This window comes from Cupriavidus sp. AU9028, assembly GCF_019795295.1.
Classification (GTDB): Bacteria; Pseudomonadota; Gammaproteobacteria; order Burkholderiales; family Burkholderiaceae; genus Cupriavidus.
Map to the genome: position 1 here is coordinate 1 of NZ_JAIMCG010000001.1, position 26234 is coordinate 26234.

The window sequence follows — 26234 nt, forward strand, 5'->3', positions numbered from 1 at the left end:
CAACCGTACGGGTTGCAAGAAAGAACGGTCCGACCCAGATCCCAGCGCTCTCCCACGGGCTTGAGGTCCCAGAGGGCAGTCGGGCTACTGAGCCGGTCCAAATCCCAACCATTAAGATACAAGGGCAGCCGACCGAAGCGGTCGACTTGCCGATCAGCCCTTGCGCCCCAGCCGCCAGAGCGAAGTCGTCTCCGCCGCGCGCGCCGCATGCAGCGGGTCTTCGGCATCGCTGGCACGCGAATGCCGCGGCTTGATGTCGATGCGCCCCAGCACGGCCAGTCCCGCGCCGTCGATCCATTCCATCAGCGCCTCTCGCGTGCGCAGCTGCAAATGCTCGGCAAGGTCGGACAGGATCAGCCAGCCTTCGCCACCCTCGTCCAGATGACCGGCCAGACCGGACAGGAAACCGCGCAGCATGCGGCTGTCCGGATCGTAGATGGCATGCTCGATGGGCGCGTTGGCGCGCGCCGGGACCCAGGGCGGATTGCAGACGATCAGCGGCGCCTGTCCCTCGGGAAACAGGTCGGCCCGCACGATCTCGACTTGTCCTGCCAGCCCCAGTCTGGCGATGTTCTCGCCGGCGCAGCCCAGCGCCCGCGGGTCCTGGTCCGTCGCGACGACCCGCTTGACGCCCCGACGAGCGAGCATCGCGGCAATCACGCCGGTGCCGGTGCCGATGTCGAAGGCGAGAGACCGCGCTGTCATTGCCCTGGGCAGCGGCGCCTGGGCGATCAGATCGACGTACTCGCCGCGCACCGGCGAAAACACGCCATACCAGGGATGGATCCGCTCCCCGAGCGCCGGCACGGGTACGCCCTTCTTGCGCCATTCATGTGCACCGATCAGCCCGAGCAGCTCGCGCATCGACGCGACATAGGGCTGGTCGGCTGCGCCATAGGCCTCGGCGCAGGCCTCCCGCACGTCCGGCGCCCGCCGCAGCGGTACCGTGTGGTCGGCGTCGAACGGCAGCAACAGCATGGCCAGCGTGCGGGCACGTTGCGCCTGCGCCTGCCTGTGCAGGTGGAAGGCCTGTGCGGGCGAGGCGGGGGGCGCGGCCGACTTCGCCTGCCGCTGGGCACGCCGCGGCTTGCGCTCGGTGCGGCGGGCCATGGCCTGTAGCAATTGCCGCGCATTGTGATAATCGCCGCGCCAGAGGAGGGCCGTTCCCTCGCATGCCAGCCGGTAGGCGGTGTCGGCATCGGTACGGTCGTCGGCGATGACCACGCGCCGAGGCGGCGGCATATTGGCCTCCGAACGCCAGCGGGCGTGGTGCGTCTGCCCGTCTTCTTCCCAGTGCAGCATCGGCTGGGCGTCGTCGGCGGGCCGGTCCTGGTTCATTTGCGTCACGGCTTGGGTCACAGTTCGTAGGCCTCGTGGTCGCCGGACATCGCCTGCTCGACGAGCTTGCGGTTCAGCGTCGGCGAAAACAGCTCGATAAAGGTATAAACGAAGCTGCGCAGATAGGCGCCCTGCTTGACGGCCAGATGCGTCACATTGGTGCCGAACAGGTGGCCGACCGGGATGCCGCGCAGGCCGCGGTCCCGCTCCGGATCGAAGGCGACCCCGGCGACGATGCCGATGCCCAGGCCGATCTCGACATAGGTCTTGATGACGTCCGCGTCGATCGCTTCGAGCACGATGTCCGGCTTGAGCTGGCGCAGCTCGAACGCCTTGTCGATCTTCGGGCGACCGGCGAAGTTCGGGTCGTAGGTGATGATGGGATAGCCCATCAGGTCTTCCAGCGAGATGTGCGCCTTTTCCAGCAGCGGATGGTCGGGCGGCGTCACCACGGTGTGCTGCCACTGATAACCGGGCAGGGAGACCAGATTCTTGTCGCGGGAGACGCCTTCGGTCGCAATGGCAATGTCAGCCTGGTCGTGCAGCACCATGTCGGCAATCTGCGCGGGATTGCCCTGCTGAATCGACAGGCGGACCTTCGGGTAGCGCTTGGTGAACTCGCCAATCACGCGGGGGAGGGCGTAGCGCGCCTGCGTATGGGTGGTGGCAATGGTGAAGTTGCCCTGGTCCTGTGCGGCGTAGTCCTTGCCGACCCGCTTCAGGCTCTCGACCTCCTGCAGGATCTTCTCTACCGAGACGAGGATTCGGCGGCCGGGCTCGGTCAGGCTGCGAATCCGCTTGCCGTGGCGCGTGAAGATGTCGACGCCCAGCTCCTCTTCCAGCTCGATAATCGCCTTCGATACGCCCGGTTGTGACGTATATAGCGCTTTCGCGGCCTCGGTAAGGTTGAAATTCTGTCGGACGGCCTCGCGTACGAAGCGAAATTGGTGGAGGTTCATATATCCGCGTCCGTATAAACAAACAACTTCTTATTAGTTTGAGATATGAGGCCAGTTTATTACGATTTGCGGACTTTGTTAATGAACGGCTAGTCCCCGTGCGCCCAACGTAGCTCCCGGCGCCGCACGTGAAGGGGACGCCACTCGGTGCGCCCCCATGTCCCTGGCCTTTACCGTTTCCGGTCTGCTGGTAGGCGTCCTCGTCGGTCTGACCGGCGTGGGCGGGGGCTCGCTGATGACGCCGCTGCTGACGCTGCTGTTCGGCTTTTCGCCGGCGACCGCGGTCGGCACCGACCTGGCCTTTGCGGCCATCACCAAGAGTTTCGGCACCCTTGCCCACCGCGCTCACGGCCATGTGCAGTGGCATGTCGTGCGGCGCCTGTGCCTGGGCAGCCTGCCCACCGCGCTGATCACCATTCTCGTGCTCAAGAGCGCCGGCGAGCTCGACGCGGGATGGTTGCATGCCATTCGCGTGTCGATCGGCGTGTCGGTGATCCTGACGGTGCTGTCGCTGCTGTTCCGCCGCCAGTTGCTGGAGTGGCTGGCCCGCAATCCCCGTTTTCAGCTGGAAGGCCGCCGTCAGGCGATTGCCACCGTCCTGGTTGGCGCGGTGATCGGCGTGCTGGTCACCGTGTCGTCGATCGGTGCTGGCGCCGTCGGCGCGACGCTGATCCTGCTGCTGTACCCGAACATGAAGCCGGCGCAGGTCGCCGGCACCGATATCGCCTACGCGGTGCCCCTGACCGCGCTGGCGGGCCTGGGCCACGTCTGGCTGGGCACCGTCGACTGGAACCTGCTGCTGGCCCTGCTGGTCGGCTCCATCCCCGGCATCTGGCTTGGCACGCAGCTCTCGCGCGCGCTGCCCGAGCGGCTGGTGCGCGGCGCGCTTGCCACCACGCTGACGCTGGTGGCGATCAAGCTGGTTTCCTGAGCGCGGGCACGAACAACAACGCATCCAACGCATACTGAACGGACCTCACACCATGTATCAGTACGACCAATATGACCAGCGCATCGTCGAAGAGCGCGTGGCCCAGTTTCGTGACCAGGTGCGCCGCCGCCTGTCGGGCGAACTGACCGAGGAAGAGTTCCTGCCGCTGCGCCTGCAGAACGGCCTCTATCTGCAACGCCACGCCTATATGTTGCGCGTGGCGATTCCCTATGGCCTGCTGGCATCGCGGCAGCTGCGCATGCTGGCGCATCTGGCGCGTGACTACGACCGTGGCTACGGTCACTTCTCCACGCGGCAGAACATCCAGTACAACTGGATGGAGCTGGAGCGCGTGCCCGATGCGCTGGCCGACCTGGCCTCGGTGCAGATGCATGCGATCCAGACCTCGGGCAACTGCGTGCGCAATATCACTACCGACCACTTCGCCGGCGTCGCGCCGGACGAGGCGGTGGATCCGCGCCCGCTGGCCGAACTGCTGCGCCAGTGGAGCACCTTCCAGCCGGAGTTCGCCTTCCTGCCGCGCAAGTTCAAGATCGCCATTTCCGCTTCCGCGGACGACCGTGCGGTGGTCCAGATGCACGACATCGGCGTCTATGCCTATCGCAATGCGCAAGGCGAGCTGCGCCTGCGCATCCTCGCCGGTGGCGGCCTGGGCCGCACGCCGATTCTCGGCTCGATCATCAAGGACGACCTGCCGTGGCAGCACATGCTGACCTATATCGAATCGGCGATCCGGGTCTACAACCGCTATGGCCGCCGCGACAACAAGTACAAGGCGCGCATCAAGATCCTGGTCAAGGCACTCGGCGTGGAGAAGTTTGCCGAGGAAGTCGAGGCCGAATGGCAGCACAGCAAGGATGGTCCGGCCACGCTGACGCAGGCCGAGTTCGACCGCGTTGCCGCCCAGTTCGCGCCGCCCGCCTACGACAAGCTGCCTGACACCGACGCCAGCTTTGAAAAGCACCTGCTGGAAGACAAGGCGTTTGCCCGCTGGGTGCGCCGCAGCGTGCATGGTCACAAGGCGCCCGGCTACGCCGCGGTCACGCTGTCGACCAAGCCCGGCATCGCCGCGCCTCCGGGCGATGTCACCGCCGAGCAGATGGAGCTGGTGGCCGACTGGGCCGACCGTTTCGGCTACGGCGAACTGCGCGTCGCGCACGAGCAGAACCTGGTGCTGCCGGACGTGCGCAAGCGCGACGTGTACACCCTGTGGCAGCTCGCGCGCGATGCGGGCCTTGCCACCGCCAACATCGGCCTGCTGACCGACATCATCGCCTGCCCGGGCGGCGACTTCTGCTCGCTGGCCAACGCGAAGTCGATCCCGATCGCGCAGGCCATTCAGCAGCGCTTCGAGGATCTGGACTTCGTCCATGACCTGGGCGAGATCTCGCTGAACATCTCGGGCTGCATCAACGCCTGCGGCCACCACCACGTCGGCAATATCGGCGTGCTGGGCGTCGACAAGGATGGCGAGGAGTGGTACCAGGTCACGCTCGGCGGCGCCCAGGGCAACCAGACCGCGCTGGGCAAGGTGATCGGGCCCTCGTTCAAGGCCGAGGAAATGCCCGACGTGGTCAGCCGCATTATCGAGACCTTCGTCGAGCACCGCATCGAGGACGAGCGTTTCATCGAGACGCTGACGCGAATCGGCATCGCGCCGTTCAAGGAACGCGTCTACGCCGACAAGCGCAACGACCGGCGCGAACGCGCCGAGGCGTAAGGAACCCGCGGAGAGAATGCAAATGGCAAAGATCATCAAGCTGCAAGCCGGCGCCGACGGCAAGGCCACCGTGCCGGCCATCGTCGAGGACGCATGGACCGTGCTGCGTGGGGAAGAGGGTGCTGCCCCGACCGATGAGCAGATCGCGGCCGCCGCTGCCGGCGACGCATCCGTACTGTTCCCGTTGGCCGTGTGGAAGGCACACCGCGACGGCCTGCTGGCCAACCGCGCCGTGGAAACTACCGGCATCTGGCTCGCGCCGGACGATGAGCCCGCGGACGCCGAGAGCGAGTTCGGCCGCATCGCGGTGCTCGCGGTGGACTTCCCGGTATTCCGCGACGGCCGCGGCTTTTCGACGGCTTACCTGCTGCGCAGCCGCTACGGCTGGAAGGGCGAGCTGCGCGCCATCGGCGACGTGCTGCGTGACCAGCTGAACTTCATGAAGCGCTGCGGCTTCGATGCATTCGCCGTGCGCGCGGACAAGAACATCGAGGACGCGATCAAGGGCTTCAGCGAATTCACCGTGGCCTACCAGGCAGCGGTCGACGAGCCGCTGCCGCTGTTCCGCCGGGCCCGTACCGCGCAGAAGGAAACGGCATGAGCGCGATTCCTGTGGCGATTCCCGTCGTGCCGCTGGCCGAGGGTGCGGGCGAAGCCGCGGCCCCGGTATCGGTACTGCGCCCGTCGCTGTGGACGCCGCCTGCGTATGACGGCAGCGAAGCCGAGCTGGATCGCAAGGAGCGCGAGCTGAACGCGCGCCTTGCCGAGATCGCGGCGCGATTCTACCGGGCGCGCTTCGCCTCCAGCCTGGCGGCCGAAGACATGGTGATTACCGACGCGATCCTGCGTGGGCCCGAAGCCGTGCGCTCGGGCATCCGCGTCTTCACGCTGGAAACGGGTCGGCTGCACGCCGAGACGCTGGCGATGCTGGACGAGGTGAAGGCGCGCTATGGCTATGACATCGAGCGCTTCACGCCGGACCCGGATGCGGTTGCCGCCTATGTCGAGCGCCACGGGCTGAACGCCTTCTACGACGGCGTCGAGATGCGCAAGCAGTGCTGCGGCATCCGCAAGGTCGAGCCACTGAACCGGGCGCTGTCGCATGCCGATGCCTGGCTGACCGGCCAGCGCCGCGAGCAGGCCGTCACGCGCACCGAGCTGCCGTTCGAGGAACAGGACGAGGCGCGCGGCATCCCCAAGTTCAATCCGCTGGCGGACTGGACCGAGGCCGAAGTCTGGGCCTACCTGCGGCGCCACGCGGTGCCGGTGAACGCGCTGCACGCCAAGGGCTATCCCAGCATCGGCTGCGAGCCCTGTACCCGTGCCGTGCGCGCGGGCGAGGATCTGCGCGCGGGACGCTGGTGGTGGGAAAGCCGCGACTCCAAGGAGTGCGGCCTGCATGAACAGAACATCAAGCATTGAGGCCAAGATGGGCATCATGAACGAACTTCAGGCGAACGCGGCGCAAGCACGCGATGTCGCCCACCTGACCACGGTACAGAACGACCATCTGGACCGGCTCGAGGCCGAGTCGATCTACATCATCCGCGAGGTGGTGGCCGAATGCCGCAATCCGGCGCTGCTGTTCTCCGGCGGCAAGGATTCCATCGTGATGCTGCATCTCGCGCTCAAGGCGTTCCGCCTGGGTGAGCGCAAGATCGAGCTGCCGTTTCCGCTGGTGCATATCGACACGGGCCACAACTATCCGGAAGTGATCGCCTTCCGCGACCAGCGCGTGGCGGAAATCGGCGCGCGGCTGGTGGTCGGCCACGTCGAGGACTCGATCAAGCGCGGCACGGTGCGCCTGCGCAAGGAAACCGACTCACGCAACGCCGCGCAGGCGGTCACGCTGCTGGAAACCATCGAGGCGCACCAGTATGACGCTCTGATGGGCGGCGCCCGCCGCGACGAGGAGAAGGCGCGCGCCAAGGAGCGGATCTTCTCGTTCCGGGACGAGTTTGGCCAATGGGATCCGAAGGCCCAGCGCCCCGAGCTGTGGAGCCTGTACAACGCGCGCATGGCCGCGGGTGAGCAGATGCGGGTGTTCCCGATTTCCAACTGGACCGAGCTGGACGTGTGGCAGTACATCGCGCGCGAGAACCTGGCGCTGCCGCCGATCTATTACGCGCATCAGCGCGAGGTGGTGCGGCGCAACGGTCTGCTGGTGCCGGTCACGCCGATCACGCCCAAGCAGGACGGCGACCAGAGCGAAGTGCTGTCGGTCCGCTTCCGGACCGTTGGCGACATCAGCTGCACCTGCCCGGTGGCCAGCACGGCGGCAACGCCCATCGACATCATCGCGGAAACCGCGGTGACGGAAATCACCGAGCGCGGCGCCACGCGGATGGACGACCAGACCAGCGAGGCGTCGATGGAACGCCGCAAGAAGGAAGGCTACTTCTGAACAGGATTTGCATCATGACGAACCAGGCCACCCCCCAGGGGCTTCTCCGCTTCATTACCGCCGGCTCGGTGGACGACGGCAAGAGCACGCTGATCGGCCGCCTGCTGTTCGACAGCAAGGCGGTGCTGTCGGATCAGCTCAGCGCCCTCGCCAACGCGCGCAACAAGCGCACCGCTGGCGAACAGATCGATTTCTCGCTGCTGACCGACGGCCTCGAAGCCGAGCGCGAGCAGGGCATCACCATCGACGTTGCGTATCGCTATTTCTCGACCGCGCGCCGCAAGTTCATCATCGCGGATACCCCCGGCCATGAGCAGTACACCCGCAACATGGTGACCGGCGCCTCCACGGCGCATGCGGCCATCGTGCTGATCGACGCGACGCGCGTCACGGTCGAGAACGGCCGCGCGCAGCTGCTGGCGCAGACCAAGCGCCACTCCGCGATCGTGCGTCTGCTGGAACTGCAGCACGTGATCGTCGCGGTCAACAAGATGGACCTGGTCGACTACAGCGAGCAGCGCTTCGACGAGATTCGCGCCGCCTATGGCGAACTGGCCAGCCAGCTCGGCCTGCGCGACGTGCGCTACGTACCGGTCTCCGCGCTGCGGGGCGACAACATCGTGCACGCCAGCGAGGCGATGCCGTGGTACCAGGGCGAGCCGCTGCTGCAGCTGCTGGAAGACCTCACGGTCGAAGACAGCGCATCGCGCGACGAGACGGCCCTGCGTTTCCCGGTACAGCTGGTGATCCGCCAGGACGGCGCGCAGGCCGACGACTTCCGCGGCTACGCGGGACGCGTCGAGGCGGGCACCGTGCGAATCGGCCAGAGGGTGCGCGTGCTGCCCGCCAACCGCGAAGCGGAGGTGGCCGAAGTGCTGACGCCCAACGGCGCCGCCGAGTCGGCCGCTGCCGGAGAAACCGTCACGGTGCGCCTGAGCGAAGATGTGGACGTGTCGCGCGGCGATATGTTCGTCGCCGCGGAGAGCGAGCCCAATGCCGCCCGCAAGCTGCAGGCGGACCTGTGCTGGTTCGATGACGCCGCGCTGAACCCGGCGCGCAAATACGTGCTCAAGCACACCACGGCCAGCGTGTTCGCGCGGGTGTCCGCGGTGGAGCGCGTGCTCGACGTGCATACGCTGTCGCACGAAACCGGCCGTCACGACATCGGCCTGAACGATATCGGCTCCGTGCAGATCACGCTGCAAAAGCCGGTGGTGTGCGACACCTACAGCGCCAACCCGGCCACCGGCGCCTTCGTGCTGATCGACGAGACCACGAATCACACCGTGGCCGCGGGCATGATCCGTGCATATTCCTGAAGCACGAACCTGACGGACGACACGAGGAGCAGCAAATGGGCAAGGTCTACCTGATCGGCGCCGGTCCCGGCGCCGCAGACCTCATTACGGTGCGCGGTGCACGGATTCTGGGCGAGGCCCAGGTGGTGCTGCACGACGCGCTGGTTTCGCCCGAGATGCTGCAGTGGTGTCCGCAGGCGCAGTTGATCGAGGTCGGCAAGCGCTGCGGCAAGCGCTCGACCGCGCAGCGCTTCATCAACCGGCAGATCGTCGATCTCGCCGGCAAGCATGAGCGCGTGGTGCGCCTGAAGGGCGGTGATCCGATGCTGTTCGGGCGCGCCGACGAAGAGCTGCAGGCGCTGGAGGAAGCCGGGATCGAGTACGAGATTGTGCCCGGCATCACCGCCGCGCTGGCCGCCGCATCGGCCATCGCCCGGCCGCTGACGCGCCGGGGCATCGCCCGCAGCGTCGCCTTTGCCACGCAGGCCAAGGCGCCGGACACCGAGGACGCCCAGCTGGACGCCAGTGCCGACACGCTGGTCTACTACATGGGCCGCGACCAGGCCGCCGCCATCGCCGCGCGCCTGATCGGGCAGGGCCGCTCGCCGGCCACGCCGGCATGGGTGGTCGAGGCCGCATCGACCCCGCATCAGCGCAGCCGCCAGTTCACGCTGCGGCAGATGGCCGCCGGCGAAGCGGCCGCCTGGATCGATCCCGAGCATCCCAGCCTGCTGATGATTGGCGAGGCGCTGGGCATGCGCGCCTGCGAGGCTGCGCCAGAGGGACTGGACGCCGCCCGCGAGTCCCGCGCCGCCTGATCCTGGCCGGGCCGGGGACATTTCCCCGGCGTGCTCCCTGCAAGACCGGCCATTTCCGGTATAAGGTTGCTAGCAGCCGTTGCCGGAGTCGAGCCATGTCCTGGTCCCCCAGCCAATACCTCCAGTTCGAGGACGAACGCACCCGCCCGGTGCGTGACCTGCTCGCGGCCGTGCCCGAGCCGCCGGCGGACCGCGTCGCGCGCGTGGCCGATCTCGGCTGCGGTCCCGGCAACTCCACGGAACTGCTCGCCGCCCGTTTCCCTGGTGCCGACCTCGTCGGCATCGACAACTCGCCAGACATGATCGCCGCTGCCCGGCAGCGCTTGCCCCAGGTCCGCTTCGATCTCGCCGACATTGCCGCCTGGCAGCCGCCCCACGCCTTCGATCTGTTGCTTGCCAATGCCTCGCTGCAGTGGGTGCCCGAACACGAGCGCCTGATGCCCGCACTCGCTGCGAGCCTGGAGGAGGGCGGCACGCTTGCCATCCAGATGCCGGACAACCTGGAGGAGCCGGCACACCGGCTGATGCGCACCGTCGCCGCACAGGGCGAGTGGGCCGCGGCGCTGGCCGATGCGGTGCAGGCGCGCACGGTGCTGCCGCCCGCGGGCTGGTATTACGACCTGCTCCGCCCGCTATGCAGGCGGGTCGATATCTGGCGTACCGTCTATCATCATCCGCTGGCTGGCGCCCCTGCCGCGGTCGAGTGGTTCAAGGGGTCGGGGCTGCGGCCATTCCTGCAGCGGCTGGACGAGGCGCAACAGGCGGGCTTTCTGGCCCGCTATACCGATGCGCTGGCGATGGCCTACCCAATTCGCGCGGACGGCACGTTGCTGTTGCCGTTCCCGAGACTGTTCATCGTGGCGACGCGCTGACAAGCCGGCACGCCCACCGTCATTTCAGCGGGCCGGCGAGGCAAGGAGAAGTTCGGCGCTGCAATAGGCGGCGATCGCGTCCAGCACGCTGTCGGCTTCGCCCACGGCCTGGGCACAGGCAATTCGCACATCGGGAAGCGCGGCCCGGCACTCGTCCAGCAGTGCCGGCAGATCGCGGCGCAGATGACCGCCCTGACCGAAGAACACCGGCACCACCAGCATGTCGCGCACGCCTTCGCCGGCGAGCTCGCGCAGCACGTCGGGCAGGGCAGGTGTCATCAGTTCGAGAAAGGCCAGGCGTACGGCATGACCGGGCAGGGATGCGGCCAGACGGGCTTGCAGGCGATCGAACGGCTCGCGCCAGCGCACGTCCCGGGCCCCGTGGGCGAACAGGACGAGTGCGCGGGCTGGCGGCTTGCCGCCTGCCTGGCTGGTGTGGATGGCGCTGGAGATCGTCATGCGGTTTCCCTTGGTATGCTGCCCTCTCCCCCGGCCCCTCTCCCGCAAGCGGGCGAGGGGAGCAAACCAGCGGCGCTGGATCGACTGCCGGTTCTCGTTCCTCTCCCGCAAGCTGGCGAGGGGAGCAGAACAGTGATGCTGCACAATCTGCCGGTTTTCTCCCCTCTCCCGCTTGCGGGAGAGGGGCGGGGGAGAGGGCCGCCGGGAGTCTCTAGTGCCGGTCCACCCAGCGCAGCGCCGTCAGCGCCACCAGCAGATACAGCGTGCCCGGCAGCAGCGCCGACACGATCGGCGGCCACGTATGCAGCAGCCCCACATGCGAGAACAGCGTGTTGGACAGGTGGAACGACAGCCCCAGCATGATGCCGCCGAACACCTTGACGCCGACCGCCCCGGCACGCGCATGCAGGTAGGCGAAGGGCAGCGCCAGCGCCACCATCACGAACAGGGTCAGCGGGTAGACCACCTTCTTCCAGAAGGCGATCTCGTAGCGCTGCGTATCCTGCTTGTTGTCGCGCAGGTGGCGGATATAGCGGAACAGGTCCAGCGTGGACATGCGTTCCGGCGTGACGAGCAGGACCGAGAGGATCTGCGGCGTCAGCTCCGACACCATTCGCATGTTGCCGAACGACTCGCGCGTGGCGCGAAACGCCGCCGCCAGGGGGTCGCGGTTGCCTCCTGCATTGGCGGCTTCGGCGAAGCGAGTCTCCGTCACCTTCGACAGCTGCCACGACTGGTTGCCCTCGTAGTGACCTTCCTCCGCTACGCGAATCACGCTGAGCCGATAGTCGCTGTCGAACTCGTAGATGGTGATGCCGTTGATCGACTGGTCCGGCCGCAGCCCGGCGACGTTGACAAAGCGCGTCAGCTCGCCGCCGTTGGCATCGCGGGCGCGGTCCTTGACCCAGACGCCCGAGCGGAACCCGGACGACACCGTGGCGCCGAGCGAGTCGAGCTTGACCTTCTGCGCATACTGCTCGGTCTGCGGCCCGATGAACTCGCCGAACAGGAAGGTGGCGATCGCCAGCGGCACCGCCAGCTTGAACAGCGAGAACAGCGCCTGCCGGGTATTCAACCCGGCCACCCGGAAGATCGTGAACTCGGACTGGCTTGCCAGTTGCGAGAAGACGTAGATCGCGCTGATCAGCGCCGCGATCGGCAGCACCTCGTAGATCCGCGTCGGCGCCTGCAGCACCACGTGGAAGAAGGCGATCAGCGAGGTATAGCCGCCAGTGACGTTCTCCAGCTCGTTGAGCATGTCGAAGAACACGAACAGCGCCAGCACCGCGAACAGGATGAAGGCGAAGACGCTATAGATCAGCCGGGCAAAATAGCGCTCGTAGACGTGCAGCACCCTCATGCGGCTTCTCCCGCGCGCAGCCGGCGGCGCAGGCCGAACACCGCGCGCCATCCGCCCAGCGCGAACTTCTGCCGGTAGCGGAACAGCATCACCGCGCCGAGGAAGGCCAGCAGGTGGAACGGCCACCATGCCATCGCGAACGGCAGCGAGCCGGAGCGCACCCAGGCCTGCGACAGGTTGATCAGGTTGCTGTAGGTCAGGTAGATCAGCACGGCAAACACCAGGGGGGTATAGCGGCCGAGCCGGGGATTGACATAGGCGAGCGGGATGGCGATCAGCACGAAATTGAAGGCGAGGATCGGCAGCGACAGCCGCCAGATCAGCTCACCGAGATTCTCGTTGGTGGGATTGCGCAGCAGTTCCATGGTCGGCCGGCTCTTGACCGGCAGCGTGGCATCGGTCTCGGGCGGCTTGCTGTCGACCTTGACTGCGTAGCGGTCGAATTCCACGATGCGGTAGTCCAGCTTGCCGGGCGTGCCGGCGTAGCGACGGCCGTCTTCCATCACCACCAGCCGGTCGCCGTTCGGCATGGTCTCGAACTGACCCTGGTGCGCCAGCGCGACGCCGATCTCGCCCGCCTCCGAATTGGCCACGAAGACGTTGCGGGCGTGCCGCATGTCGCCGTCGATGCTCTCGATGAACAGGACGTAGTTGGCATTGGCCGGCTCGATGAAGCGGCCCGCGGCGATCATCGACAGCACGCCGCGCTGCTGGAAGCGGTCACGGAACAGCGCGCTCTGCTGGTTGGCCCAGGGCCAGGCGAAGGCGCCCAGGAACAGCGCCAGCACCACGAAGGGCGCGGCGAACTGCAACACCGGCTTGATGAAGTCGCGCAGGGACAGGCCGGCCGAGAACCAGACCACCATCTCGGAGTCCTTGTACCAGCGCGTCAGCACGATCAGCGTCGAGATGAACAGCGTCGCGCACAGCAGGATCGACAGGTAGCCGAGCGCGGCCAGGCCGATCAGCATCAGGACGTCGTTCGGGCTGGCACGGCCGGTCGCGGCCATGCCGAGAATGCGGATCACGAGCGAGGTCAGCATGAATGTCAGCATGACCAGGAACACCGCCCCGGCGGTGTAGGCGAGCTCGCGACGCAAGGCTTGTTGGAAAATCATGCGAAGTCGGTTCCAGGCGGCGAGTCAGCGCGGCGAGCGGCGGCCGGAAGCTCGGATGGGGCTGCGGACATGACAACGTCGGCGCCTGCGGGCCTGCGGCGGCCAGTCGCTGCTCGTGACTGCCAGAAGTTCGCGAAGCAAAATCGCGGATAATGGAGGCTTTCGTCCTAAACGAGCCCCTGGAAGGAAGCGCGATGGAATTTAGCACAAAAGCCCTGGATTTGAGCAAAGCTGGCCAGAATGGTTTCCTGGCGAGCAGGACCGACTGCCTGGTGGTCGGAATGTTCGAAGGCCAGAGCTTGAGTGGGGTGGCCAAGGCGCTCGATACCGCAACCAGGGGCCTTGTCACGCGGCTGGTCAAGCTGGGCGATTTCGAAGGCAAGCGCGGCTCGCACCTGCTGCTGCACGAGGTCGCCGGGATCGGCGCCACCCGCGTGCTGCTGGTCGGCCTGGGCAAGGAAGCCGAGTTTGGCGACAAGGCCTTCGCCGAGGCGGCCCGTACGGCTCTGCGTGCTCTGAACGGCACGCGAGCCGCCAACGTGATCTGGTGCCTGGCCCAGTCCATGCCGCAGCTGCCGCAGGTCCCGGCCCAGGGCGCGGCCCACGACGTGCAATGGCGGGTCATCACCACCATCGCGCTGATCCGCGAGGCCGGCTACCGGCTGCTCGAGCGCCATCCCGAACTGCGCCGCAACGGCGCCAAGGCGGCCGACAAGCCGTTCGGCCTGCGCAAGGTCGTGCTGACGGTGGACGCCGCAGAGGCCAAGGTTGCCGCCCAGGCGGTGGTGCGCGGCATGGCCATCGCCAACGGCGTCGAGTTGACCAAGGATCTGGGCAACCTGCCCTCCAACATCTGCACGCCGACGTACCTGGCCGATACCGCCCGCGGCATCGCCCGCCGCTTCAAGCTGAAGGTGGAAGTGCTCGGCCGCAAGCAGATCGAGGCGCTGAAGATGGGCGCCTTCCTGGCGGTCACCAAGGGCGCCGCCGAGCCGCCCCAGTTCATCGTGCTGCGCTACGACGGCGCGGGCGTGCGCCAGGCACCGGTGGTGCTGGTGGGCAAGGGCATCACCTTCGATACCGGTGGCATTTCGCTGAAGCCGGGCGAGGGCATGGACGAGATGAAGTACGACATGTGCGGGGCCGCCTCGGTGCTGGGCACCATCCAGGCGGTGGCCGAGATGGGCCTGAAGCTCAATGTCGTGGCCATCATCCCGACCTGCGAGAACATGCCAAGCGGCACGGCGACCAAGCCGGGCGACGTGGTCACCAGCATGTCGGGCCAGACCATCGAGATCCTGAATACCGACGCGGAAGGCCGGCTGATCCTGTGCGATGCGCTGACCTACGCCGAGCGCTTCAAGCCCGCGGCCGTGGTTGACGTGGCCACCCTGACCGGCGCCTGCATCATTGCGCTGGGCCACCACAACACCGGTCTCTATGCGCGCAGCGACGCGCTCGCCGACCAGCTGCTGCAGGCCGGACGCAAGTCGCTCGACACCGCCTGGCGCATGCCGCTGGACGACGAGTACCAGGAGCAGCTGAAGTCCAACTTCGCCGACATGGCCAACATCGGCGGCCGCCCGGCGGGCAGCGTCACCGCGGCCTGCTTCCTGGCGCGCTTCACCGACAAGTACGACTGGGCTCACCTCGATATCGCGGGCACTGCCTGGAAGAGCGGGGCGGCCAAGGGCGCAACGGGCCGCCCGGTGCCGATGCTGACCCAGTTCCTGATGGATCGGGCTGGCTGATGCCCATGCCCCGGGCAGCATGCCGCTGCCCGGGGCAATCGCAACCTCCCCTGTCATGACGCGCATCGACTTCCACAGCAACGTCCCCGACAAGCTCGCCTACGTATGCCGACTGGTCCGCAAGGCCTACGGTGCTGGCCAGAAGATGGTGGTCCACGCCGAGCCGGAGGTGCTGGCGCGGCTGGACGGGCAGCTGTGGACCTTCTCCGCGCTGGACTTCCTTCCGCACTGCGGCGTCGACAGCCCGCAGGCCGGACAAACGCCGATCCTGCTCGCCGCGACGCTCGAGGCGGCGCCGCATCACGAACTGCTGATCAACCTGTCCGCCGACACGCCGCGCGGCTTTGCCACCTTCGAGCGCATGATCGAAGTCGTCGGCGCCGACGAGCAGGACCGTACCGCCGGGCGCGAACGCTATCGGCAATACCGCGAACGGGGCTATCCGCTGGCGCACCACGACCTGGCCGCAGGGGCGGAATCGCGGCGCTAGCCCGCGCCATCGAATGGCGCCTCGATTATCCTCATCGAGCGGCGTCCACAATGTTGATTTCCGCGCAGGTTTCCGCAAGAACGTAGCCAATGGGCTGGCATTGTCTGGGCTTCACAGCTCATCGAACGATGCCATGCGCTACGACACTGCGGAAGTACCCGGCGGGGGATGCTCGCCGTACTTCAGCCCGCCGTATTCCCCACTTTACCTCGTCCCCCCTGCCTGGAACGACTGGCATTGCGCGCAGGACCTGCTGCCCTACGACACGGGTAGCAACGGCCGCCAGCACGACGCGTCCTACAAGCTGCTGTTTTCGTTTCGAGAGATGGTCGCCGACCTGATCCGCGGCTTCCTGCCCGATGGAGGGCGCGCGGCGCTGGATTTCGACTCGCTGGAACCGGTCTCGTCCAACTTCATATCGGATCAGTTGCGGCAAGGCTGCAGTGACGCCGTATGGCGCATCGATGTGGAGGGGCGCAACACGCCGCTGTACCTGCTGCTGGAATTTCAGAGCCGCTACGACCCCACCATGCCGGCTCGCATGCTCAGCTATGTCGGACTGTTCTATCGCGATCTGGGCCGCCGCGTCGGGTCTGGCCATTCGTCGCGCTATCCGCCCGTATTGCCTATCGTGCTTTACAACGGCGCGCGGCCGTGGCGCGGGCCGACGGATATCCACCGCCTGATCCGGCAAGCCCCCGCGTTCGCAGCGGATCACCAGCCCCGGTTGACCTATGTCCTGATCGACGCGAGGCGCTATGACGACGCCGACCTCGCTTCACGTCGCAATCTGCTGGCGGCGGTCATGCGCCTTGAAAAGGGCCGCTCCGCCGAGGAGCTCGCTGCAGCCGCACAGCTGGCCTGCGAACTGGCCGCTCATAACCCGAGCCTGGACCGGGCCCTGTCTGCCTGGCTCGTCTCGCTGTTCCGCAGGGAAAGCGAAGGCAGAGTCTAATTGTCCGATGTCCACAACTTGATGGAGGTAACGATGGCACTGTCACCAAGGTTTGAACGTTGGGGGAGGGAGTACGCGGCGGTCCAGATTGCCGAGAGGGACCGCGCGTTGGAGAGGGCAGAGGCGGAAAGGGCGAGGGCAGAGGCGGAAGGGGCGAGGGCAGAGGCGGAAGGGGCGAGGGCAGGGGCGGAAAGGGCGAGGGCAGAGGCGGAAAGGGCGAGAGCAGAGGCGGAAAGGGCGAGGGCAGAGTCTCTACAGGAGCAGCTTGCGAAGGCGCTCTGCGCTTTGCTTCGCGTCAAATTCGGTTCTCTGCCGGCCGGGATGGTGCTACGCATCGAGTCCGCTACGCCGGGGCAGTTGCAATCGTGGGCTGACAACGCTATCGACGCCGCCTCATTGGAAGAGGTGTTCGAGCAAGACCGGTTATGAGGGATGGGAAGGACCGGGCCCGGGTGGAGCGAGCGCAAATCAAGGGGTCTTACCGTCAGACGCCAGGAACGGATGGAGGTAGAAATGGCACTGTCGCCGAGGTTCGAACGTTGGGGAAGGGAGTACGCTGCGGTGCAGGTCGCCGAGAGGGACCGGGCGCTGGAGAGGGCGGAGGAGGCGAGCCGACTCGTTCAGGCGCTACAGCAGCAGCTCCCGAAGGCGCTCTGCGCATTGCTTCGCGTCAAATTCGGTTCTCTGCCGGCCGGGATGGTACGACGCATCGAGTCCGCTACGCCGGATCAGTTGCAATCGTGGGCTGACAACGCAATCGACGCCGCCTCATTGGAAGAGGTGTTCGAGCAGGACCGGTAATCCAGCCACCCCATACCTTCCTGCTCGACGGCTGGCCGCTACGCCGGGCGGCACGCCCCCTCAATCCGTCACCGCCCCCTTGCTCGCACTGGACGCCAGCTTCGAGAACTTGGCCAGCACGCCGCGGTGATAACGCGGCGCGGGCGGCTTCCATGCCGCGCGCCGCCGCGCAAGCTCTTCATCGCTGACATTCAATTGCAGCAGCAACTGGTGCGCGTCGATGGTAATCGAGTCGCCTTCCTGCACGAGTCCGATGGTCCCGCCGACAAACGCCTCCGGCGCCACGTGGCCAACCACCATTCCCCAGGTCCCGCCCGAGAAGCGGCCATCGGTGATGAAGCCGACGGATTCACCCAGCCCCTTGCCGATGATCGCTGACGTCGGCGCCAGCATTTCCGGCATGCCGGGTCCGCCCTTGGGGCCGAGATAGCGCAGCACCAGCACGTCGCCCGCGCGGATCTGATCGGCGAGGATCGCATCCATCGCGCTCTGCTCGTCGTCGAACACACGCGCCGGCCCGGTGATGACGGGATGCTTCAGGCCGGTGATCTTCGCGACCGCGCCTTCTTCCGCCAGATTGCCCTTGAGGATGGCGAGATGGCCCTGCTTGTACAGCGCCTTGTCGATAGGCAGGATCACTTCCTGATCGGCGCGCGGCTGGGCGGGAACGTGTTCCAGTCCCTCCGCCAGGGTGCGGCCGGTAATGGTCAGGCAGTCCCCATGCAGCAGACCGGCATCGAGCAGGATCTTCATCACCTGCGGAATCCCGCCCGCCCGATGCAGATCGGTGGCGACATATTGGCCCGACGGCTTGAGGTTGCAGATCACCGGCACCTTGCGGCGAATGCGCTCGAAGTCGTCGATGGTCCATTCCACTTCCGCTGCATGCGCGATGGCCAGATAGTGCAGCACCGCGTTGGTGGAGCCGCCGGTCGCCATGATGAGGCTGACCGCGTTCTCGATGGACCGACGGTTGATGATGTCGCGCGGCTTGATGTCGCGCTTGATGGCTTCGACCAGCACGCCCGCCGACTCCGCCGCGCTGTCGACCTTCTCCTGGTCCGGGTTGGCCATCGTCGAGGAATACAGCAGCGCCATGCCCAGCGCCTCGAAGGACGAGCTCATGGTGTTGGCCGTATACATGCCACCGCAGGACCCGGTCGAGGGGCAGGCATTGCGCTCGACGCCTTCGAAGTCTTCCTGGCTCATTCGCCCGGCGGTGAACTCGCCCACCGCCTCGAAGGAGGAGACGATGGTCAGGTCCTTGCCTTTCCAGTTGCCGGGCTTGATCGTGCCGCCATAGACGTAGATGCCCGGCACATTGGTCCGTGCCAGCGCGATCATGCCGCCGGGCATGTTCTTGTCGCAGCCGCCGATCACCACCACGCCGTCCATCCACTGGCCTTGCGCCGCCGTCTCGATGCAGTCGGCAATGACCTCGCGCGAGATCAACGAGTACTTCATGCCTTCGGTGCCCATCGACATGCCATCGGAAATCGTCGGCGTGCCGAAGATCTGCGGATTGGCGCCCGCCGCACGAATGGCCTCCACGGCCGCGTCCGCGAGCTTCTGCAGCCCGGCATTGCAGGGAGTGATGGTGGAGTGCCCGTTGGCGATGCCCACCATCGGCTTGTCGAAGTCTTCCTTCTGGTAGCCGAGGGCGTAGTACATCGAGCGATTGGGCGAGCGGGCCACGCCTTGCGTGATGTTCTGCGAGCGCCTGTTGTATGCCATGGTGTCTCCGGGGATGTTGCGCATGGTCGCGCCGCCGGCACCATCGCCGGGTGCCCGCCACGCTTTGGTGAACGCCAGCATGCCGGCTGCAATATCACGTGTCAAATATATTATTCCGACGATATCCGGCGCCCGGACTGGCTCTCCGGCGCAGCATCGCGCGCTTTCATGACATCATTACCGGTTACCATCCGCGCCACGCGCGCTCGTGCCGGCGCTCTTGCAAGAATCCAAGACAGAGGTCCACACCACTCATGCTGATTCATCCGAACTTCGATCCGGTAGCCATCCATCTGGGACCCCTGGCGATTCGCTGGTACGGCTTGATGTACCTGGCCGGGTTCCTGATGTTTCTCGGATTCGGCCGGCTTCGCCTGCGACAGCCGCATATCGCGGGTCAGGGCTGGGTCGCCCGGGACCTGGACGACATGCTGTTCTTCGGCGTGCTGGGCGTGATCCTGGGCGGTCGGCTCGGCTACGTGCTGTTCTACAAGCCGTCGTTCTACCTGTCCAACCCGCTCGAGATCTTCAAGGTGTGGGAGGGCGGCATGGCCTTCCACGGTGGCTTCCTTGGCGTGGTGGTGGCGATGTGGCTGTTCGCGCGTCTGCGCGGGCGGCACTGGATGGAAGTGACGGACTTCATCGCCCCGATGATCCCCTGCGGCCTGGCCGCCGGGCGCCTGGGCAACTTCATCAACGGCGAACTGTGGGGACGGCCCACCGACGTGCCCTGGGGCATGGTTTTCCCGCAGGCGGGAGACAACATCGCACGCCATCCGTCCCAGCTTTATCAGTTCGCCGGCGAAGGGGTCGCGCTGTTCGTGCTGTTGTGGCTGTATTCGCGCCATCCGCGCCCGATGGGCGCGGTGTCGGGCGCGTTCCTGCTCGGCTACGGCGTGTTCCGCTTCCTGGCGGAATTCGCGCGCGAGCCGGACAACTTCCTGGGCCTGCTGGCGCTCAACTTCTCGATGGGGCAGTGGTTGAGCCTGCCGATGATCCTTGCCGGCGCCGCCCTGATGTGGTGGTCCTACCGCCGCCAGCCGCAGATCGCGGCCTGATCCTGCCGTTCCGGGCGGCGTCGGCCGGCGCCGCCCAAGCTCCTTCCCGTGCGCTCAAGGGGCGGCTTTTCCGCCGCCGCGCGCACCGCCAGTTCCCAAGCCTGACCTCGCTTGTGCCGGAGCCGAACGGCCTCGGCAGGGTAAACACGCGCCTCGCTTGGCCGAAAATTCCTTGCAAAGCGGTCCGTTATCCATAATTATGAATTACAGCAGTCGCCCGCCCTGGGCGGCCGCCCGACGCCAGACCCCACCGAGACAGCATGCGAATCATCCGCCAGGCCCTGTATCTCGAAGTTGCCGACCGGCTGCGCCAGATGATCGACGAGCGCTTGCTGGAGCCCGGCGCGTGGATCGACGAGGCGGCGCTGGCGACCACGCTGGGCATCTCCCGCACGCCGCTGCGCGAGGCGCTCAAGGTGCTGGCCGCCGAAGGCATGGTGCGGCTGGAACCCCACCGCGGCTGCTTCGTCAACAAGCTCTCCGAGCAGGACCTGGACGAGATCTTCCCGCTGATGGCGCTGCTCGAAGGGCGCTGCGCCTATGAGGCCGCGGTGCACGCGACCGCCGCCGATCTCGAGGCGCTGGAGGGCCTGCACGAGGAGCTGGCGCGCCATGCCCGCGAAGGGCGCATCGACGCCTATTACGAGGCCAACTACCAGATCCACGAAGCCATCCAGCGGCTGGCCGGCAACCGTTGGCTGTCCGGCCTGATCGGCGACCTGCGCAAGGTGCTGCGGTTGTCCCGGCACAAGAGCCTGCAGTTGCCGGGCCGCATCGCCGAGTCCTGTGCCGAGCATCTGTCGGTGTTCGCCGCGCTCAAGGCGCACGATCCCGAAGGGGCGGAGGCAATGATGAAGACGCATCTGCTGCGCCAGCGCATGGCGCTCAAGACGCTGAACGCCGCGGCTGCCGAACCGCCGGCCGCGCCCCAGCACCGGCGGGGTGGCGGGCTGCGCCTCGCGGCCAAGGAGCAGGACGGCTAGCTTCGGAAGTCCTATTTCCCTTTCTTTCGCAACCTTTCTTGCCCGGCAGGTAATACATGACCGCATTCGATACTGGAGACAAGACCCTCGTCGCCCCGCTGGGTGTCAACGAGACCGCAGCGGGGGAAGCGAGCGATACCTTGCTGGCCCGGTTCGGCCGCTGGTGGAGCCGCAAGGGGGGCTCCCCGGAAACCAAGGTCACGCGCGACGCCAAGGCGCGCGCGACGCAGCCGGCGACGTTGCCGACGCGGGTGCTGCGCCGCCAGCAGGACCAGCTGCGCCAGTGCTTCGATGCCCGCCTGACCGACAGTGCCGCCAATGCCGCGGCGCAGGCCTGGCGTGAGGAGTACGAGTCCGCCGACGAAGCGCACCGGCAGGCGATGCTCGGGGTGCTGGCGGAAGTCGCCGGCAACGGCAACCAGTCCGGCAGTGCCGGGGCCGCGCCCCCCTCCGGTTCGGGCCTGACCCACGCGCTGTCCAACGCCCGCATCCGTTTCTTCAAGCGCATCTCCGGCCTGCACGGCAAGGGCCCGGCGACGGCCTGCGGCTTGCACTTCCTGATCCACCTGCGTGCCGACATGCTGCGCTGGAACAAGCGCATCGTCGGCCTGGGCGCACTCGACGAAGACCTGGAAGCGCTGCTGTCGAACTGGTTCGATGTCGGCCTGCTGGAACTGCAGCCGATCACCTGGGATTCACCGGCCTCGCTGCTGGAGAAGCTGATCCGCTACGAGGCCGTGCATGAGATCGCCTCATGGGCCGACCTGCGCAACCGGCTCGATTCGGACCGCCGCTGCTACGCGTTCTTCCACCCCCGCATTCCGCGCGAGCCGCTGATCTTCGTCGAGGTGGCCTTCGTCCCCGAGATGGCGGCGGACGTGCACAGCCTGCTGGACGAAGCCGCGCCGCAGGAGGACCTGCGCCGGATCAAATGGGCGATCTTCTACTCGATTTCCAATACACAGCAGGGTCTGCGCGGCGTCAGCTTCGGCAACTTCCTGCTCAAGCGGGTCATCGAGGAATTGCAGCGCGAGTTTCCCAAGCTCAAGCAGTTCGCCACGCTCTCGCCAATCCCGGGTTTTGCCGAGTGGCTCAAGAAGCAGGACGGCGATACCGTGGCGAAGCTGTTGAGCCCGAAATGCCTGCAGCGCTGGCAGCAGCGCGCTGGCGAGGCCGGGGGCAATACCGACGGCAGGGACACGGCAGCCCAGGGTGGGGCGGCGCAGCCGGCGCCCGTGCCGACCTCGGGTGCGGAATGGCTGGCGGCACTGCCTGCCGGGTCCGACGATCCCCTGGTGCGCGACACCGCGATGACGCTCGCCGCCCACTTCCTGGTGCGCGAGCGCAAGGGCGGCCTGCCCGCCGATCCGGTGGCGCGCTTTCACCTGGGCAATGGGGCCTGCGTGGAGCGCCTGAACTGGAGCGCCGATTTGTCGCCCAAGGGCCGCGCGCAGTCGTGCGGCATGATGGTCAATTACGTCTACGTGCCCGAGGCGCTCGACGACAATCTGGCCAAGCTGGGCGAAGGCAACCCGCGCATCAGCCGCTCGATTGGCAAGCTGCTGACGCGGACCTGAGCAAGCGGGCGGCGGGAATCCTGCAAGACACGCCCGGCGCCATGGCGCCGCGGCGGCATAAAGCTGGTCGGTAGACAGGTTGATGAAAGGGGCCGCCATCAGGCTGGGGTGGCGGACCCGGCTTCGCTTCCAGCCGAACCACAATACATACAAGGAGACATCACCATGGTACGTCGTCAGTTCTTGCTGGCAGCGCGCATTCTCACGCTCGCGGCAGGCGCGGCCCTGCTGGCACCGGCCATGGCGGCCGACCCCTGGCCGTCCAAGCCGGTCACCGTCATCGTGCCGTTTCCCGCCGGCGGGGGCACCGATGCCTTCGCCCGTCCGCTGATGGCCCAGCTCTCCAAGCAGCTGGGCAAGCAGTTCGTGATCGACAATCGGGGCGGCGCGGGCGGCACCGTCGGCGCCAGCCTCGCGTCCAAGGCCGCCCCTGACGGCTACACCATCTTCATCGGCGGCGCCCATCACGTGATCGCGCCGTCGTTCTACAAGAAGCTCGACTACGACATCGAGAAGGACTTCGTTCCGATCACGGTCATCGCGCAGCCGCCGCAGGTGGTGGTCGTCAATCCGAAGGTCCAGGCCAACACGCTGCAGGAGCTGATCGCCTATGCGAAGCAGAACCCCGGCAAGCTGAACTACGGTTCGGCGGGCAACGGTTCCTCGCACCATCTGGCCGGCGAGCTGTTCAAGCTGCAGACCAAGACCTTCATCACCCATATCCCCTACAAGGGGGCCGGCCCGGCGCTTTCCGACCTGATTGCCGGTCAGGTGGATATCGTCTATGACGGCCTGGGGTCCTCGGCGCAACACATTCGCTCGGGCAAGATCAAGGCGCTCGCCGTGGCTGCGCCGAAGCGCTCGCCGGCGTTCCCCAACGTGCCGACCGCGGCGGAAGCCGGCGTGCCCAACTACGAAGTCTCGACCTGGTACGCCATGTGGGCGCCGAAGGGCACGCCCAAGGACATCACCGACAAGCTGTATGCCGAAGTCACCAAGGCGCTGAACTCGCCCGAGATGAAGCAGATCTGGCTGAACAACGGCTCGGAGACGCCGCAGTTCACGCAGCAGCAGTTCGCGCAGTTCCAGGAGGCCGAGATCAAGCGCTGGGCGCAGGTGGTCCAGCAATCCGGCGCAAAGATGGACTGAACGCGATGCGTCGAACCGTCGAGAGCCAGGCAGGGGGAAAGCCGTGAGTGGCACCGTTTCCATCGAACGGGAGGACGAGATCGCCTTCGTCACGCTGGCCAATCCCGGCAAGCTGAACGCCATCTCGGTGACCATGTGGCAGTCGCTGGCCGGCGCTTTCGAGCGCCTGTCGGCCGACCGCAGCCTGCGTTGCGTGGTGCTGCGCGGGGCCGACGGCAATTTCGCCGCCGGCGCCGACATCGCGGAGTTTCCGCAGGTGCGCGGCGATTTCGATTCGGTGCGCGCCTATCATCTCTCGACGCTGGCGCCCGCCCTGCGGGCGATCGCGCAGTGCGTGCATCCGACCGTGGCGGCCATCGAGGGCGTCTGTGTCGGCGGCGGGCTGGAGATCGCCTGCCAGTGCGACCTGCGCATCGCCGCGGAGGGCAGCCGTTTCGGCGTGCCGATCAACAAGCTGGGCTTTCCGATGGCGCCCGACGAGCTGCGCGGACTGCTGGCGCTGGCCGGGCGCGCGGCGACGCTCGAGATCCTGCTCGAAGGGCGCGTCTTCGACGCCCAGGAGGCGCTGGCCAAAGGCCTGCTGACGCGCGTGGTGGCGGCCGCCGACCTGCCCGCGCAGGCGCTCGCCACCGCCCGTCGCATCGTCGCCGGGGCGCCGCTGGCCGCCCGCATCAACAAGCTCACCATCCGGCGCCTGACCCCCGAGCCGGAGCCGCTGTCGGAGGAGGAACTGCGCGCGCATTTCTCCTATGCCGACAGCGCCGACCACCAGGAGGGCGTCAGCGCGTTTCTTGCGCGACGACCGCCGCGTTTCAAGGGGTGACGGCGGCGGCCAGCCCGCGCCGTCCATCCCCGCATCCTTTTTGTTGCTCTTGCCGATTGACCATGAACGCCAACCTGTTCGCCCTGTTCGAATCCCGTTTCCCTGCCGATCGCGATGCCTGCTGCATCGAGACGCATGACGGCCTCTACTACAGCTGGAACGACCTCGATCGCGCCACCGCCAAGCTGGCCAACCTGCTCGTTTCGCTGGACCTGCCGGAAGGCTCGCGCGTCGCGGTCCAGGTGGAGAAGTCGCCCGAGGCGCTGTTCCTGTACCTGGCGACGCTGCGCGCGGGCTATGTCTACCTGCCGCTGAACACCGCCTACCAGGAAGCAGAAATCGATTACTTCATCGGCAACGCCGAGCCGGCCGTGGTCGTCTGCAGCACCGCCAACTTCGGCTGGGTCTCCAGGATCGCCTTCAGGCATGGCACCCGCAACGTGTTCTCGCTGGATGAGGACCGCGCGGGCACGTTGCTGGAACGGGCGTCCTCCCAGCCGGACCGCTTTGACACGGTACAGCGCAATGCCGACGACCTCGCCGCGATCCTGTACACCTCCGGCACCACCGGCCGCAGCAAGGGGGCCATGCTCAGCCATGGCAACCTGTCGTCCAACGCGCTGACGCTGCACCAGGCCTGGGGCTGGCGCAGCGACGACGTGCTGCTGCACATGCTGCCGATCTTCCACGTGCACGGCCTGTTCGTCGCCTCGCATGGCGCGCTGCTGGCCGGCGCGAAGATGATCTGGGCGCCGAAGCTCGACATGAACCAGCTGCTCGAATACCTGCCGCGCTCCACCGTGATGATGGGCGTGCCGACCTACTACGTGCGGATGCTGCAGGAACCGCGCTTCACGGCCGAGACCTGCCGCAACATGCGGCTGTTCATCTCGGGCTCGGCGCCGCTGCTGCTGGAGACCTTCGATGCCTTCCGCGAGCGCTCGGGCCACACCATCCTGGAGCGCTACGGCATGAGCGAAACCGTGATGCTGGTGTCGAACCCATACGACAAGGCCGAAGGCGAGCGCATCGGCGGCACGGTGGGCCGCCCGCTGCCCGGTGTGCAGGTTCGCGTGGTCAACGACGAGGGCAAGCCGTGCCCGGTGGGCGAGATCGGCAATGTCGAGGTCAAGGGCCCGAACGTGTTCCAGGGCTATTGGCGCATGCCCGAGAAGACGCGCGAGGAGTTCACCGCGGACGGCTGGTTCAAGACCGGCGACGTGGGCCGCTTCGGCGGCGCCATTGTCGGCATGTCGGGCGAGCGCAAGGTGCCGGACGACTACCTGACCATCGTTGGCCGCAGCAAGGACCTGATCATCTCCGGCGGCTATAACGTTTATCCGAAGGAGATCGAGAGCTTCCTCGATGAAATGCCGGGCGTGCAGGAAAGCGCGGTGATCGGCGTGCCGCACGCGGACTTCGGCGAAGCGGTGATTGCAGTGGTGGTCGGCAAGCCGGGCGCGCAGCTGGACGAAGCGGCGCTGATCGGCACGCTGAAGCACCGCATCGCCAACTTCAAGGTGCCCAAGCGCATCCATGTCGTGCCCGAGCTGCCGCGCAACACGATGGGCAAGGTACAGAAAAACGTGCTGCGCCAGCAGTTCGGCGGCTGATC

The 26234-nt window shown here is 66.8% G+C and carries 25 protein-coding genes; 19 read left to right on the forward strand and 6 right to left on the reverse strand.

The features are described 5' to 3' along the window. Positions 1-153: 153 nt before the first annotated feature. Positions 154-1338, reverse strand: a complete 1185-nt coding sequence (locus K6V06_RS00005; RefSeq protein ID WP_222239951.1) for a class I SAM-dependent methyltransferase — start codon at positions 1336-1338, stop codon at positions 154-156. 17 nt (positions 1339-1355) lie between these two features. Continuing rightward, positions 1356-2297 (reverse strand): CysB family HTH-type transcriptional regulator, encoded by a 942-nt coding sequence (locus K6V06_RS00010; RefSeq protein ID WP_222239526.1) that lies wholly within the window; start codon positions 2295-2297, stop codon positions 1356-1358. A 157-nt stretch (positions 2298-2454) separates the two neighbouring features. Between K6V06_RS00010 and K6V06_RS00015 the strand changes: the two genes are divergently transcribed. The 8 genes from K6V06_RS00015 (at position 2455) to tam (ending at position 10361) form a co-directional block, all read left to right on the forward strand. After that, positions 2455-3228: a sulfite exporter TauE/SafE family protein gene (locus K6V06_RS00015; protein ID WP_222239527.1), complete on the forward strand. Its 774-nt coding sequence runs from the start codon at positions 2455-2457 to the stop codon at positions 3226-3228. A gap of 52 nt (positions 3229-3280) precedes the next feature. Further along, positions 3281-4969, forward strand: a complete 1689-nt coding sequence (locus tag K6V06_RS00020) for a nitrite/sulfite reductase (protein ID WP_222239528.1) — start codon at positions 3281-3283, stop codon at positions 4967-4969. 22 nt (positions 4970-4991) lie between these two features. Beyond that, the gene (locus K6V06_RS00025; RefSeq protein WP_222239529.1) at positions 4992-5570 is read left to right on the forward strand and encodes a DUF934 domain-containing protein; all 579 of its coding nucleotides are present in this window, start codon (positions 4992-4994) and stop codon (positions 5568-5570) included. Then, on the forward strand, positions 5567-6391 hold the full coding sequence (locus tag K6V06_RS00030; RefSeq protein ID WP_222239530.1) for a phosphoadenylyl-sulfate reductase: 825 nt from the start codon (positions 5567-5569) through the stop codon (positions 6389-6391). The genes K6V06_RS00025 and K6V06_RS00030 overlap by 4 nt, the downstream gene beginning before the upstream one ends. Positions 6392-6398: 7 nt before the next feature. Further along, positions 6399-7373 (forward strand): sulfate adenylyltransferase subunit CysD, encoded by a 975-nt coding sequence (gene cysD / locus K6V06_RS00035; protein ID WP_222239952.1) that lies wholly within the window; start codon positions 6399-6401, stop codon positions 7371-7373. Positions 7374-7387: 14 nt separating this feature from the next. Further along, on the forward strand, positions 7388-8692 hold the full coding sequence (locus K6V06_RS00040) for a sulfate adenylyltransferase subunit 1 (RefSeq protein WP_222239531.1): 1305 nt from the start codon (positions 7388-7390) through the stop codon (positions 8690-8692). Between the two features lie 35 nt (positions 8693-8727). Further along, a complete protein-coding gene (gene cobA, locus K6V06_RS00045; RefSeq protein WP_222239532.1) occupies positions 8728-9489 on the forward strand; it encodes a uroporphyrinogen-III C-methyltransferase in 762 nt (253 codons plus the stop codon). Between the two features lie 95 nt (positions 9490-9584). Further along, positions 9585-10361 carry a trans-aconitate 2-methyltransferase gene (gene tam, locus K6V06_RS00050; RefSeq protein ID WP_222239533.1) on the forward strand — a complete coding sequence of 259 codons (777 nt, stop codon included), beginning with the start codon at positions 9585-9587 and terminating at the stop codon, positions 10359-10361. Positions 10362-10385: 24 nt separating this feature from the next. Here the strand turns inward: tam and K6V06_RS00055 are convergent, their stop codons facing one another. The 3 genes from K6V06_RS00055 to lptF form a co-directional block, all read right to left on the reverse strand. After that, positions 10386-10820 carry a sirohydrochlorin chelatase gene (locus K6V06_RS00055; RefSeq protein WP_222239534.1) on the reverse strand — a complete coding sequence of 145 codons (435 nt, stop codon included), beginning with the start codon at positions 10818-10820 and terminating at the stop codon, positions 10386-10388. Between the two features lie 211 nt (positions 10821-11031). Then, positions 11032-12180 (reverse strand): LPS export ABC transporter permease LptG, encoded by a 1149-nt coding sequence (lptG, locus tag K6V06_RS00060; protein WP_222239535.1) that lies wholly within the window; start codon positions 12178-12180, stop codon positions 11032-11034. Further along, positions 12177-13298, reverse strand: coding sequence for an LPS export ABC transporter permease LptF (gene lptF / locus K6V06_RS00065; protein ID WP_222239536.1), 1122 nt, complete (start codon positions 13296-13298; stop codon positions 12177-12179). The genes lptG and lptF overlap by 4 nt, the downstream gene beginning before the upstream one ends. Positions 13299-13492: 194 nt before the next feature. Between lptF and K6V06_RS00070 the strand changes: the two genes are divergently transcribed. The 5 genes from K6V06_RS00070 (at position 13493) to K6V06_RS00090 (ending at position 17295) form a co-directional block, all read left to right on the forward strand. Continuing rightward, positions 13493-15049, forward strand: coding sequence for a leucyl aminopeptidase (locus tag K6V06_RS00070; RefSeq protein WP_222239537.1), 1557 nt, complete (start codon positions 13493-13495; stop codon positions 15047-15049). 55 nt (positions 15050-15104) lie between these two features. Continuing rightward, positions 15105-15539 (forward strand): DNA polymerase III subunit chi, encoded by a 435-nt coding sequence (locus K6V06_RS00075; RefSeq protein WP_222239538.1) that lies wholly within the window; start codon positions 15105-15107, stop codon positions 15537-15539. Between the two features lie 133 nt (positions 15540-15672). Further along, positions 15673-16494 (forward strand): Rpn family recombination-promoting nuclease/putative transposase, encoded by an 822-nt coding sequence (locus tag K6V06_RS00080; RefSeq protein WP_222239539.1) that lies wholly within the window; start codon positions 15673-15675, stop codon positions 16492-16494. Continuing rightward, positions 16495-16923 (forward strand): hypothetical protein, encoded by a 429-nt coding sequence (locus K6V06_RS00085; protein ID WP_222239540.1) that lies wholly within the window; start codon positions 16495-16497, stop codon positions 16921-16923. It abuts the gene before it with no gap. A gap of 84 nt (positions 16924-17007) precedes the next feature. Beyond that, positions 17008-17295, forward strand: coding sequence for a hypothetical protein (locus K6V06_RS00090; RefSeq protein ID WP_222239541.1), 288 nt, complete (start codon positions 17008-17010; stop codon positions 17293-17295). A gap of 60 nt (positions 17296-17355) precedes the next feature. On the opposite strand, the gene ilvD is transcribed toward K6V06_RS00090, so the two are convergent. After that, positions 17356-19029, reverse strand: coding sequence for a dihydroxy-acid dehydratase (gene ilvD, locus K6V06_RS00095; protein WP_222239542.1), 1674 nt, complete (start codon positions 19027-19029; stop codon positions 17356-17358). Between the two features lie 254 nt (positions 19030-19283). On the opposite strand from ilvD, the gene lgt reads away from it, so the two are divergent. From lgt to K6V06_RS00125, 6 genes are all read left to right on the forward strand, one after another. Further along, on the forward strand, positions 19284-20087 hold the full coding sequence (gene lgt, locus K6V06_RS00100) for a prolipoprotein diacylglyceryl transferase (protein WP_222239543.1): 804 nt from the start codon (positions 19284-19286) through the stop codon (positions 20085-20087). A 260-nt stretch (positions 20088-20347) separates the two neighbouring features. Then, complete coding sequence (locus K6V06_RS00105) at positions 20348-21070, forward strand: GntR family transcriptional regulator (RefSeq protein ID WP_222239544.1); 723 nt, start codon at positions 20348-20350, stop codon at positions 21068-21070. A gap of 56 nt (positions 21071-21126) precedes the next feature. After that, positions 21127-22647, forward strand: coding sequence for a malonyl-CoA decarboxylase domain-containing protein (locus tag K6V06_RS00110; protein WP_222239545.1), 1521 nt, complete (start codon positions 21127-21129; stop codon positions 22645-22647). Between the two features lie 165 nt (positions 22648-22812). Then, the gene (locus K6V06_RS00115) at positions 22813-23796 is read left to right on the forward strand and encodes a tripartite tricarboxylate transporter substrate binding protein (RefSeq protein WP_222239546.1); all 984 of its coding nucleotides are present in this window, start codon (positions 22813-22815) and stop codon (positions 23794-23796) included. A gap of 43 nt (positions 23797-23839) precedes the next feature. Next, positions 23840-24619: an enoyl-CoA hydratase-related protein gene (locus tag K6V06_RS00120; RefSeq protein ID WP_222239547.1), complete on the forward strand. Its 780-nt coding sequence runs from the start codon at positions 23840-23842 to the stop codon at positions 24617-24619. A 62-nt stretch (positions 24620-24681) separates the two neighbouring features. Further along, positions 24682-26232, forward strand: a complete 1551-nt coding sequence (locus K6V06_RS00125; protein WP_222239548.1) for a malonyl-CoA synthase — start codon at positions 24682-24684, stop codon at positions 26230-26232. Positions 26233-26234 lie beyond the last annotated feature (2 nt).

Coding starts and splice junctions, on each gene's coding strand:
- K6V06_RS00005 (WP_222239951.1), bottom strand. CDS start 1,338: ATGAACCAGGACCGGCCCGCCGACGACGCCCAGCCGATGCTGCACTGG.
- K6V06_RS00010 (WP_222239526.1), bottom strand. CDS start 2,297: ATGAACCTCCACCAATTTCGCTTCGTACGCGAGGCCGTCCGACAGAAT.
- K6V06_RS00015 (WP_222239527.1), top strand. CDS start 2,455: ATGTCCCTGGCCTTTACCGTTTCCGGTCTGCTGGTAGGCGTCCTCGTC.
- K6V06_RS00020 (WP_222239528.1), top strand. CDS start 3,281: ATGTATCAGTACGACCAATATGACCAGCGCATCGTCGAAGAGCGCGTG.
- K6V06_RS00025 (WP_222239529.1), top strand. CDS start 4,992: ATGGCAAAGATCATCAAGCTGCAAGCCGGCGCCGACGGCAAGGCCACC.
- K6V06_RS00030 (WP_222239530.1), top strand. CDS start 5,567: ATGAGCGCGATTCCTGTGGCGATTCCCGTCGTGCCGCTGGCCGAGGGT.
- cysD (WP_222239952.1), top strand. CDS start 6,399: ATGGGCATCATGAACGAACTTCAGGCGAACGCGGCGCAAGCACGCGAT.
- K6V06_RS00040 (WP_222239531.1), top strand. CDS start 7,388: ATGACGAACCAGGCCACCCCCCAGGGGCTTCTCCGCTTCATTACCGCC.
- cobA (WP_222239532.1), top strand. CDS start 8,728: ATGGGCAAGGTCTACCTGATCGGCGCCGGTCCCGGCGCCGCAGACCTC.
- tam (WP_222239533.1), top strand. CDS start 9,585: ATGTCCTGGTCCCCCAGCCAATACCTCCAGTTCGAGGACGAACGCACC.
- K6V06_RS00055 (WP_222239534.1), bottom strand. CDS start 10,820: ATGACGATCTCCAGCGCCATCCACACCAGCCAGGCAGGCGGCAAGCCG.
- lptG (WP_222239535.1), bottom strand. CDS start 12,180: ATGAGGGTGCTGCACGTCTACGAGCGCTATTTTGCCCGGCTGATCTAT.
- lptF (WP_222239536.1), bottom strand. CDS start 13,298: ATGATTTTCCAACAAGCCTTGCGTCGCGAGCTCGCCTACACCGCCGGG.
- K6V06_RS00070 (WP_222239537.1), top strand. CDS start 13,493: ATGGAATTTAGCACAAAAGCCCTGGATTTGAGCAAAGCTGGCCAGAAT.
- K6V06_RS00075 (WP_222239538.1), top strand. CDS start 15,105: ATGACGCGCATCGACTTCCACAGCAACGTCCCCGACAAGCTCGCCTAC.
- K6V06_RS00080 (WP_222239539.1), top strand. CDS start 15,673: ATGCGCTACGACACTGCGGAAGTACCCGGCGGGGGATGCTCGCCGTAC.
- K6V06_RS00090 (WP_222239541.1), top strand. CDS start 17,008: ATGGCACTGTCGCCGAGGTTCGAACGTTGGGGAAGGGAGTACGCTGCG.
- ilvD (WP_222239542.1), bottom strand. CDS start 19,029: ATGGCATACAACAGGCGCTCGCAGAACATCACGCAAGGCGTGGCCCGC.
- lgt (WP_222239543.1), top strand. CDS start 19,284: ATGCTGATTCATCCGAACTTCGATCCGGTAGCCATCCATCTGGGACCC.
- K6V06_RS00105 (WP_222239544.1), top strand. CDS start 20,348: ATGCGAATCATCCGCCAGGCCCTGTATCTCGAAGTTGCCGACCGGCTG.
- K6V06_RS00110 (WP_222239545.1), top strand. CDS start 21,127: ATGACCGCATTCGATACTGGAGACAAGACCCTCGTCGCCCCGCTGGGT.
- K6V06_RS00115 (WP_222239546.1), top strand. CDS start 22,813: ATGGTACGTCGTCAGTTCTTGCTGGCAGCGCGCATTCTCACGCTCGCG.
- K6V06_RS00125 (WP_222239548.1), top strand. CDS start 24,682: ATGAACGCCAACCTGTTCGCCCTGTTCGAATCCCGTTTCCCTGCCGAT.